Origin of the sequence: Actinotalea sp. C106, from assembly GCF_023630195.1 — a bacterium.
In the GTDB taxonomy this organism is placed as follows: domain Bacteria; phylum Actinomycetota; class Actinomycetes; order Actinomycetales; family Cellulomonadaceae; genus Actinotalea.
Window position 1 is genome coordinate 1 of sequence record NZ_JALPKN010000099.1, and the last position, 10,715, is coordinate 10,715.

Below are 10,715 nucleotides of genomic sequence, written 5' to 3' on the forward strand. Positions count from 1 at the left end.
GCAGCATCGACGCGGGAACGGTCGCGGGGGCCTCGACCCGGCCCGCGACGTGCGCGCCGCTCACGGCAGCACCTCGGCGTCCTGCCGTGCCGTGGCGGCGTCCCGCGGCGCCACATCGGCGTCCTGCCGGGCCATCTCGGCCCGCATCTCCCGGGCCAGCGCCGGGTTGGAGTAGGGGTGGTCCGCCTCCCCCACCGGCTGCTCGAGGTGGGCGACGACGCGCTCGGCGACCTCCCGGGGCTTGTCCTGACTGAGCTTGGCCTTGCCCTGCCAGCGGGTGACCCGCAGCCGGAAGCCGGCGGCCCCGGGGGCGATGCGGTGGGCGTACTCGGCGACGTCGGGCAGGCCGATCGGGTGGGGCATGGGGGCCTCGTAGCGGTAGGTGGTGTCCGAGAGCACGCGGTAGGTGTCCTCGGCGTCGAGCAGCTCGGGGGTGCCGTGCAGGTGCACCGCGAGGTAGTTCCAGGTGGGGACCGCGGGGCTCGTGCCGTACCAGCCGGGAGAGACGTACCCGTAGGGGCCCTCGACGACCAGCAGCACCTCGCCGGACCCGAGGCCGTGCAGGGCGTCGTCGGGCCGGCCCACGTGGCTGACCACGGTGAGCTCGGGTCCGTCCTCGAGCAGCACGGGCACGTGCGAGGCGACCAGGCCCTCGGCGGTGTGGCTGACCAGCGTGGCCCAGCCGTGCTCGGCGATGAGCTCCCGCACCCGCGCCTCGTCGGTCAGGGCGTAGTCGGGGGTGTTGATCATCGGCGGCCCTTCGGGTCGGGGTCCTCACGCGGACGTGGTGCGGGTGCATCTCGGCGAACACCCATCGAACCATCGAGCCCCCCGCCGCTGAGCCCTGGGAGGCCGTACGACGTGTGACGAGCACGTTAAAGTTTCATTTCCTACTGAATCTTCTGAGACTTTGCTATTGACCTACACCCGGCGTGACCGCTTGCCTGGAGCTCGGCCCAACGCACCCCCGAGCGTGTGGCCGACGGGCGCCGCCCCACCGACGGACGGCGCGGCCTACGAGTGGAGGATCCATGAAGGCACGCGTTCGTGCGACGGTCGGCGTCGCAGCGCTCGGCCTCGTCCTGGCAGCATGCGGCAGCACCGATGCCGAGGACGAGCCGACCACGACCGAGACGGAGGGCCCCTCCGGGTCCATCAGCATCGCCGTCACCGACCCCGGTCAGCTCACCCCCGGGCGACAGACCGTCGCCTACGACTTCTCGATGGCCGTGTTCGCCCCGCTGACCTTCATCGACGACGCGAGCGAGATGACCTACGTCGCCGCCGAGTCGGTCGAGAGCGAGGACGCCACCACCTGGACGATCACCCTGCGCGAGGGCTGGACCTTCCACGACGGCACCCCGGTGACGGCGCAGAGCTACGTCGACGCCTGGAACACGGTCGCCTACGGACCCAACGCCTTCGAGAACTCGGGCCAGCTCGCCAACGTGGTGGGCTACGAGGACCTCAACACCGAGAGCGACCCGGCCACCGAGATGTCCGGCCTCGAGGTCGTCGACGAGAGCACCTTCACCGTGACCCTCGCCGGCCCGGACAGCCAGTTCCCCCTGCAGGTCTCCCAGGCGCAGACCGCGATGTACCCGATGCCCGAGGTCGCCTTCGAGGACCTCGAGGCCTACGACCGCCAGCCCATCGGCAACGGCGCGTTCGTGATGGTCGGCGAGTACGTCGAGAACGACCCGATCGAGCTCGAGGCCTACCCCGAGTATCAGGGCCCGGCGCCCACGATCTCGGCGATGACCCTCGTCCCGTACAGCGACACCGGGACCGCCTACACCGACGTCCTCGCCGGGAACCTCGACGTCGCGAGCCTCCCGCCGGACCGCACCGCCCAGGCCGAGTCCGACTTCGGCGACCGGATCTACGCCTTCGAGGCCCCTGGCATCGCCTTCCTCGGGATCCCCCTGGCCGACGAGCGCTACCAGGACATCCGCGTGCGCCAGGCCATCTCGATGGCCATCGACCGCGAGACCATCAACGAGGTCATCTACGGCGGCCTGTACGAGCCGGCGACCGCCTTCACCCCCGCGATCGCGCCGGGGACCCCCGTGGGCATCTGCGGCGAGCTGTGCGAGTACCACCCCGAGGACGCCAAGGACCTGCTCGACGAGGCCGGCGGCTTCGAGGGCACCATCGACATCTACTACCCGGGCGGCATCGGCCTGGACGAGATGTACGCGGCGATCGCCAACAACCTGCGCCAGAACCTCGAGGTCGAGGCCGTCGCGACGCCGAGCACCGACTGGGCCGAGTTCTACGAGACCCGCCTCAACGGGGACGCCCCCGGGCCGTTCTTCTCCCGCTGGGGCGCCCTCTACCCCAGCCAGCAGAACACCCTGCGGGTCTTCTTCGTCGAGAACGGCGGCTGCACCAACTGCATCCCCTGGTACGACGACGAGGTGGCCGAGCTGATCGCCGAGGCCGACGCCACCGTCGACTCCGACGACGCCGCGAGCGCCTACGCGGTGGTCCAGGAGCGCATCCTCGAGGAGTTCCCGGCCCCGCCGCTGTTCTTCGAGACGTACTCCTACGTGACCTCCGAGCGGGTCGAGGTGCTCCCGACCTCGGCCGTGGGCAACCCGCTGTTCTCCCAGACGGTCCTGGCCGAGGACGCCTGACCGGATGTCGACGTCTCCCCTGACGGTGGGCTCGCTCGAGGGCGTCCTCGAGCGAGCCCACCGGGTTCCCCCGCTCCACGACTTCCCCGGCGTGGACGAGCTCCTCGCCTCCTTCGACGAGCTCGTCGAGCGTCACCCGGGCCTGGCCCGACGACGACGCATCGGGACCTCACGCCTGGGCGAGCCGATCCCGATGGTCAGCATCGGCGACGGCCCGCGGCAGATGCTGATGGTCGCCGGGGTGCACCCCAACGAGCCGATCGGCTTCCGCACGGTGCAGCACCTGGCCGAGCTGCTCTGCACCGACGAGGAGCTGCGCGCCGCCCTCGACGCGACCTGGCACCTGGTGCCCTGCATCGACCCCGACGGCGCCCGCCTCAACGAGGCCTGGTACGGGGACCCGAGGAGCCGGACCGCCTACGCCCGCCGCTTCTACCGCCCGGCCCCCGACGAGCAGGTCGAGTGGACCTTCCCCCTGGCCCACGAGGGCCACTGGTTCGACGACGTCATGCCCGAGACCCTCGCCCTCATGCGGGTCATCGACGAGGTGCGGCCCGAGCTCATGGTCTCCCTGCACAACGCCGAGATGGGCGGGGTCTACTACTACCTCAGCGAGGAGGTGCCGGGGGCCGTCGAGGCCCTGCACGCCATCCCCGCGAGCCTGGACCTGCCCCTGGACACCGGGGAGCCCGAGTCCCCCGCCCTGCAGCTGCTGGGCCCGGCCGTCTACCGGATGGCCTCCACCCGGGACGAGTACGACTACCTGGTGAGTCGCGGCCTGGACCCCACCGGCTTGGTGGGCGGGGACTCCTCAGCGGCCTACGCCGCGCGGCACGGCACGGTCTCCCTGGTCGCCGAGCTGCCCTACTGGTCCCACCCCTCGGCCGACGACGACACACCGACGGCGACGAGCTACCGCGAGGTCCTCATCGCCAAGGCCGAGGGGCTGATCGAGCTGGGCGCCGCCCTGACCGAGGTGCTCGAGGCCGCGGCGCCCTACCTGAGCATCCGCTCGCCCTTCCTGCGCGCGAGCGAGGCCTTCGTCCCGATGATGGGGACCGTCGGCCGGCACGAGCGCGACCGGGCCGAGCTCCCCGAGAGCGACCGGCCCGCGACCGTCAGCGAGGTCTTCAGCGCCGCGGACCTGGTGCGCTGCTTCCGCCTGCGGTACGGCGGGATGCTGGTGCGTGCGCTGGCCGCCGAGATCGCCGCCGGGACGGCGACCGCGCGGGTGCGCGAGCTGCACCACGGGCTGGTCACCACGTACGAGGCCTGGCTCGAGGAGGCCGACCGGGTCGAGGGGCTCGAGGTGATCCCGGTCGAGCGGCTCGTGGGCGTCCAGCTCGCCGCGACCCTCACGATGGCCGAGCTGCTGGGGCGACGTCGGGCCGCAGCGGGTCACGGAGCGGTCGGCCCGGGAGCCGCAGGGCAGGGAGCCGCAGGGTGACCGCGGCGCAAGCCGTGACCCGCCGCCTCGCCGAGCTGGTGCTGGTCTTCCTCGGCGTCATGTTCATCATCTACGTGATGGTCTTCACCCTGCCCGGGGACCCGATCATGGCCCTGGGCGGAGACCGTCCGCTGCCCGAGAACGTCGTCGCCGAGCTGCGCAGCCGCTACCACCTGGACGAGCCGGTCTGGAAGCAGTACCTCTACTACCTGCAGGGGCTGGCTCAGGGGGACCTGGGCACCAACTTCTCCGGGCAGCCCGTGGCCGACCGACTCGCGGCCCGCTGGCCCGTGACCATCGCCCTGGCCCTGACGGCCTGGGGAATCGAGCTCGTCATCGGCGTCGGCCTGGGCCTGTACGCCGGCCTGCGCCGCGGCCGCGTCGGTGACCGGGTCGTGCTCGCCGGGACCATCCTCGCTGCCTCGGTGCCGGTCTTCGTCGTGGCCGTCTCGGCCCAGCTGGTGTTCGGGGTGCAGCTCGGCTGGTTCCCGGTCGCCGGCACCACCCAGGGTTGGCCGACGGCGTACCTGCTGCCCGCAGCCTGCATCGCGGTCTTCGGCCTGGCCAGCATCGCGCGGCTGATGCGCGGCTCGGTGATCGACACCATGAGCTCGGACTTCGTGCGGACCCTGTGGGCCAAAGGACTGACCCGGCGCCAGGTCGTCGGGGTGCACGTGACCCGCAACTCGGCGATCCCGGTCCTGACCTACCTCGCGATCGACCTGGGGTACCTGCTGGGCGGCACCGTGATCATCGAGGGGATCTTCAACCTCCCCGGCGTGGGACAGCTCCTCTTCCAAGCCATCCGCGCCCACGAGGGGCCGACCGTCGTCGGGGTCTCGACGGCGCTGATCATCGTGTTCCTGGTCGCGAACCTCGTGGTCGACCTGCTGCACACCGCCCTCGACCCGAGGATCCGTCATGAGTGAGGCCACCGCGAGCGTCGAGGACGCCACCGCCGAGCACACCGGCCCTCCCCCCGGACGCGGGGTGTGGCAGACCCTGCGGCGTCGTCCGCTCTTCTGGGCCTGCGTCGTGGTGCTGACCCTGCTCGGGCTCGTCGCCGCCGTGCCGAGCTGGTTCGCGGGCTGGTTCGGCCAGCCCGACCCCCGGGTCTGCGACCTGAGCTCCTCGGCCCAGGCCCCGAGCGCCGAGCACGTGTTCGGCACGGACCTGCAGGGCTGCGACGTGTGGGCCAACGTCATCTTCGGCACCCGCAACTCGCTGAGCGTCGGGCTGCTCTCGACCGCCGTGGCCCTGGCCGTCGCCCTCGTGGTCGGCACCCTGGCCGGGTACCGCGGAGGCTGGGCGGACCGGCTCATCAGCCGGCTGACCGACGTCTTCCTCGGGTTCCCGTTCCTGCTCGGCGCGGTCGTGGTGCTCACCAGCGTGGGGTCGCGGTCACCCGTGAGCGTGTCCATGGTGCTGGCCCTGTTCTCCTGGCCGACCATGGCCCGCCTGGTGCGCAGCTCGGTCCGCTCCGTGCGAGGAGCCGAGTACGTCGACGCCGCCCGCGCGATGGGGCTGTCCACGGCGCGCATCGTCCGTCGCTACGTGCTGCCCAACGCGATCGGCCCGGTGCTCGCGGTCGCGACCATCAGCGTGGGCTCGGTGATCGTCGCCGAGTCGACCCTGACCTTCCTGGGGCTGGGGCTGCGCGCGCCGTCGATCTCCTGGGGCCTGCAGCTCTCGAGCGCCCAGTCCTACTTCCAGACCGCCCCGCACATGCTCGTCTTCCCGAGCATCTTCCTCACCGTGACCGTGCTGGCCATGATCACCCTCGGTGACATCCTGCGGGACACCCTCGACCCCCGCGGCCGATGACGGCCCGCCCCCACCACCCCGGAGAGACGATGAGCACCACCGACACGATCCGCAGCGCCGCCCCCTACCTGCTGAGCTGGGCCCGCGCCCAGGCTGCGCACCTGCGCGTGCCGGGGGTGCAGCTCGCGGTGCGCTCGGGGGACGAGCTCGTGCTCGACGAGGCCATCGGCGTCGCCGACCTGAGCACCGGGGAGCCGCTGCGCACCGACCACCTCTTCCGGATCGCCTCGCACTCCAAGACCTTCACCGCCACCGCCGTCATGCAGCTGGTGCAGGCCGGGCGGCTGCGCCTCGACGACCCCGCGGGCACCTGGGTCCCCGAGCTCGCCGACGGCGGCTCGCCGATCGCCGCCGCGACGGTCCGTGAGCTGCTCGGCCACCAGGCCGGGGTGATCCGGGACGGGGACCACGCGGACTTCTGGCAGCTCGCGTACCCGTTCCCCGACCGCGAGGCGCTGCTCGCCGCGGTGCTGGCCGACGGCGGGGCGACGCTCGCGCGCAACGAGCACTTCAAGTACTCCAACCTGGGCTACGGCCTGCTGGGCCTGATCGTCGAGGCCGTCTCGGGGCAGGGCTACGCCGAGCACCTGCGCGAGCACGTCACGGCCCCCCTCGGCCTGACCCGTACCGGCGCCGAGCTCGAGCCCGAGCGCGCGGGCGAGTACGCCGCCGGCCACACGGGCCTGCTGCTCGGCGAGCACGAGCGCCAGGTCATCGAGCACGTCGACACCCGCGCCCTCGCCGCCGCCACGGGCTTCTACTCCACGGCCGCCGAGCTCACGACCTACGGCTCGGCGCACTGGTTCGGGGACACCCGCCTGCTCGACGACGACAGCAAGCGTCTGATGCAGCGCCTCGAGTCCGTCGTGACCTCCTACGGCACCGAGATCGGACGCTACGGGGTGGGCATCGAGCGGCGGACCATCGGCCAGCGCGAGCTCGTCGGGCACTCGGGCGGCTACCCGGGCCACATCACCCGCACCTACGTCGACCCCCGCGAGAAGCTCGTGGTGAGCGTGCTGACCAACGCGATCGACGGCCCCGCCGACCTCATTGCCACGGGCATCATCAAGCTCGTCGACGCCGCCCTGAACCCCTCGAGCGGCACCACCCCCACCCCGCACGACGACGCGCTGCCGCCGCTGTCGAGCTACACGGGACGCTTCGCGAACCTGTGGGGGATGCTCGACGTCGCGGACCTCGGCGGACGGCTCGTCCTGGTGCGCCCGACCCTCGCCGACCCGCTCCAGGGCCTCGAGGAGGTCACCGTCGAGGGACCGGACCTGCTGCGGGTCCACGCCCAGAGCACCTTCGGCGCGGGAGGCGAGCTGGTGCACCTCGAGCGGGGTCCCGACGGCGCCGTGACGAGCGTGCGGTCGACCGGCATGACGAGCTGGCCGGTCGAGGAGTTCCGTCGCCGTCGTCCCGCCATGACCAGCACCTCCACTCCTAGGCTGGCTCCATGACCGGAGCCGATGACGCCCCCGCCCCTCCCCTCGAGCTCGACGACTCGGCACGCCAGTTCGTCGAGGAGTTCGGCCTGCTGTGGGAGAAGGCGCAGTCCACGCGCATGGAGGGCCGCATCACCGGGCTGCTCATGATCGTCGACGCGCCCTACCTGTCGAGCGCGCAGATCGCCCACCTGCTGCAGGCCAGCGCGGGGGCGGTCTCGACCTCGACGCGGGTGCTGGTCGAGGTGGGCTTCATCAAGCGCCACGTGATCCCCGGGGACCGCAACCACTACTTCCGCGTCGAGGACGACATCTGGGGGTCGTTCCTGGCCGGGGAGCGCGCCTACCTGATGCGCCTCGCCGAGGCCATCGAGGTCGGGTTCGCGGCCCTCGACGGCGACGGGGACACGGGCCGGCGCCGCCGCATGATCAACGCCCACAACTACATGACCTGGCTGAGCGACTACCACCGCACGATGCTCAAGGAGTGGGTGGTCTACCGGGACTCCCACGCCTCGCAGACACCGGGCGCCGACCGTCGAGGAGCGACGTGACCACCACCCCCGCGAGCACCCCGCCGACGAACGACCCGCCCACGAGCGGCTCGACCGCCCCCGTCCTGGCCGTCCGGGACCTGACGGTCACCTTCCAGGTGGACTCCGGACGGGCCCCCGACGTCGCGGCCGTGCGCGGCCTGTCCTACGACCTGATGCCCGGTGAGGTGCTCGCCCTGGTCGGGGAGTCCGGCTCGGGCAAGTCCGTCAGCTCGATGGCGCTGCTGGGCCTGCTGCCGCCGACCGCGACCGTGACGGGCACGGCCCACCTCGGTCAGGACGACCTGCTCGCCATGGGTCGCGCCGAGCTGTCGCAGGTGCGCGGCCGCCGGCTCGCGATGATCTTCCAGGACCCCTCGGGGGCCCTCGACCCGGTCTTCACCATCGGCTTCCAGCTCGGCGAGATGCTGCGCCGGCACGTGCCCGGCCTGAGCCGGGCCGAGCGTCGCGAGCGCGCCACCGAGCTGCTGCGCATGGTCGACCTCCCCGACCCCGAGCAGCGACTGCGCTTCTACCCGCACCAGCTCTCCGGGGGCCAGTGCCAGCGGGTCATGATCGCCATGGCCCTGGCCTGCGACCCCGAGGTGCTCGTGGCCGACGAGCCCACCACCGCCCTCGACGTGACCGTCCAGCAGGAGATCCTCGACGTGCTGCGCCGCCTGCGCGGGCGCACCTCGGCTGCGATCGTCCTCATCACCCATGACATGGGCGTGGTCGCGGACCTCGCCGACCGGGTGGTCGTCATGCGGCACGGCGAGGCCGTCGAGCAGGCCCCCGTCGCCCAGCTCTTCGCCGAGCCCGCCGCGGCGTACACCCGCACCCTGCTCGCGGCCGTGCCCCGGATCGGTGCCCCCGAGCGACCGAGCGGCGTGGACGCCCGCGACCGGCCCGCCCTCAACGTCGAGGACCTCGTCGTGGAGTACCGCGGACGCCGGGGACGAACCGTGCGCGCGGTCGACGGGGTGAACCTCACGGTCCAGCCCGGGGAGATCCTCGGCCTGGTCGGGGAGTCCGGGTCGGGGAAGTCGACCCTGGGGCGCTGCGCCCTGGGCCTCGCGCCGCTGACCTCCGGGGTGGTCGAGGTGGTCGGCACCCGCGTGGGCATCGGGTCCCGCGCCGCGGCCCGCGCCGCCCGGCAGCGCGTGGGCGTGGTGTTCCAGAACCCGGCGGCCTCGATGAACCCCCGCTACACGGTGGGCCAGAGCATCGGTGAACCCCTCGCGGTCCACGCCGGCCTGCGTGGTCCCGCACTGCGCGCCCGCGTCGCGGAGCTGCTCGAGTCGGTCGAGCTCCCCGCGGCCTGGGCCGAGCGCTACCCGCACGAGCTGTCCGGCGGGCAGCGCCAGCGCGTCGCGATCGCCCGGGCCATCGCCCTGGACCCCGAGCTGCTCATCGCCGACGAGCCGACCTCAGCCCTCGACGTCTCCGTCCAGGCGACGGTGCTGGACCTCTTCCGCGAGATCCAGCAGCGCCTGCGCTTCGCCTGCCTGTTCATCAGCCACGACCTCGCCGTGGTCGACGAGCTCGCCGACCGCGTCGCCGTCATGCACCAGGGCCGCCTCGTCGAGGTCGGCGCACGGCACCAGGTGCTCCAGAACCCCCAGGACGACTACACCCGGCGGCTCCTCGCCGCGGCCCCCGTGCCGGACCCCGCGGACCAGGCACGACGGCGCGAGGAGCGGTTGCGGGAGGCGAGCTGAGGGGCGGTCAGGAGAGCTGGACACCGTCGGGCTCGACCTGGACGACGGGTCCAAACTCTGCAGGATCCCGCACCCAGTACGCCGCGAGCTTGAGTCGCCCTGGGTCTGATAGAGGCTCGGGCTATGGGATTTCGACCAGGGTCTGGTCGCTCCCGTGGGTAGCGTAGAACGTGGTCTCAAACTCGGCGGGTGGCACGTCGCCGAGGTAGCCGTGCAGGCGCGCGGTCTTGTGCCAGTGGACCCAGCCCAGCGTGGCGAGCTCGACGTCCTCGACGCTCTTCCAGGGCGTCGAGCGGACCGGGCCGCGGATCAGCTCGGCCTTATAGTAGCCGCTGAGGGCGTTGTCGTAGCTGTCGGCGACGGTCCGGATCGAGAGGGTCGCGCCGATCTCGGCGAGGCGTTCGCCGTAGCGCAGCGAGGTGAATTGGCTGCCGGCGTCGCTGTGACACCGCAGCCCGGTGATCGTCGTGCCGCGTGACCAGCGTGCCATCTCGATCCCGTCCAGGACCATCTCGGTGCGCATGTGCGGTGCGACCCGCCAGCCGACGATCATCCGGGAGTAGACGTCGGTGATGGAGCAGATATAGGCCACCCCGGCCCACGTCGGGACGTAGGTCAGGTCCGTGACCCACAGCTGGTTCGGGGCGATGGCGGTGAAGTCCCGGTTGACCAGGTCCGGGTGGCGGGCCGCGGCCGGGTCGGCCTTAGTCGTGCGGACCCCCTTGCGCCGAGCCCCTTCGATGCCCTGGCCGCGCATCAGCCGGGCCACCTGGTCACGGCCCACCTCCCAGCCGGTCCGGCGCGCGGCCTACCAGAGCTTGCGGGCCCCGTAGACCCGGTAGTCGTCGTTCCAGAGCTGGCGCAGCACCGGACCCAGCACCTGATCGCGGACCGCCCGCGCCGACGGAGTGCGCGACTTGGCCGCGTAGTACGTGCTCGGCGCCACCTGCAGAACGCTGCAGATGGGCTCGACACCGAGCTCGTCACGGTTGGCGTCGATGACCTCCACTACTTCTTGTGTTGGCGGTCGAGCTCCGCGATGCTCCTATGTCAACCCTGGGGGTCAGGCCGCCTGCTGGAGCACGGCGGCGGGCTTGGGC

The 10,715-nt window shown here is 72.1% G+C and carries 8 protein-coding genes, 1 pseudogene and 1 other annotated feature; of the genes and pseudogenes, 7 read left to right on the forward strand and 2 right to left on the reverse strand.

Annotation, left to right across the window (positions count from 1 at the left end; translation table 11 throughout):
* Positions 1-60 precede the first annotated feature (60 nt).
* Entirely contained in the window at positions 61-750 is a 690-nt protein-coding gene (locus L0B03_RS08615) for an FMN-binding negative transcriptional regulator (protein WP_250445401.1), read from the reverse strand.
* A gap of 281 nt (positions 751-1,031) precedes the next feature.
* On the opposite strand from L0B03_RS08615, the gene L0B03_RS08620 reads away from it, so the two are divergent.
* The 7 genes from L0B03_RS08620 to L0B03_RS08650 are packed head-to-tail and all read left to right on the forward strand — an operon-like array spanning position 1,032 to position 9,615.
* Positions 1,032-2,639, forward strand: coding sequence for an ABC transporter substrate-binding protein (locus L0B03_RS08620; RefSeq protein WP_250445402.1), 1,608 nt, complete (start codon positions 1,032-1,034; stop codon positions 2,637-2,639).
* 4 nt (positions 2,640-2,643) lie between these two features.
* Positions 2,644-4,086, forward strand: coding sequence for a M14 family zinc carboxypeptidase (locus L0B03_RS08625; protein ID WP_250445403.1), 1,443 nt, complete (start codon positions 2,644-2,646; stop codon positions 4,084-4,086).
* Positions 4,083-5,015, forward strand: a complete 933-nt coding sequence (locus tag L0B03_RS08630) for an ABC transporter permease (protein ID WP_250445404.1) — start codon at positions 4,083-4,085, stop codon at positions 5,013-5,015. The genes L0B03_RS08625 and L0B03_RS08630 overlap by 4 nt, the downstream gene beginning before the upstream one ends.
* Positions 5,008-5,910: an ABC transporter permease gene (locus L0B03_RS08635; protein WP_250445405.1), complete on the forward strand. Its 903-nt coding sequence runs from the start codon at positions 5,008-5,010 to the stop codon at positions 5,908-5,910. Before L0B03_RS08630 ends, L0B03_RS08635 begins: the two co-directional genes overlap by 8 nt.
* 29 nt (positions 5,911-5,939) lie before the next feature.
* On the forward strand, positions 5,940-7,376 hold the full coding sequence (locus tag L0B03_RS08640; protein ID WP_250445406.1) for a serine hydrolase: 1,437 nt from the start codon (positions 5,940-5,942) through the stop codon (positions 7,374-7,376).
* Complete coding sequence (locus L0B03_RS08645; RefSeq protein ID WP_250445407.1) at positions 7,373-7,915, forward strand: GbsR/MarR family transcriptional regulator; 543 nt, start codon at positions 7,373-7,375, stop codon at positions 7,913-7,915. The genes L0B03_RS08640 and L0B03_RS08645 overlap by 4 nt, the downstream gene beginning before the upstream one ends.
* Positions 7,912-9,615 carry an ABC transporter ATP-binding protein gene (locus tag L0B03_RS08650; RefSeq protein ID WP_250445408.1) on the forward strand — a complete coding sequence of 568 codons (1,704 nt, stop codon included), beginning with the start codon at positions 7,912-7,914 and terminating at the stop codon, positions 9,613-9,615. The genes L0B03_RS08645 and L0B03_RS08650 overlap by 4 nt, the downstream gene beginning before the upstream one ends.
* Positions 9,616-9,736: 121 nt before the next feature.
* On the opposite strand, the pseudogene L0B03_RS08655 reads toward L0B03_RS08650, so the two are convergent.
* Positions 9,737-10,651, reverse strand: a pseudogene (locus tag L0B03_RS08655) (IS3 family transposase); the annotation flags it as partial.
* Positions 10,553-10,659 (reverse strand) — a sequence feature (AL1L pseudoknot). Its footprint overlaps the pseudogene before it by 99 nt.
* Positions 10,660-10,715: the final 56 nt, after the last annotated feature.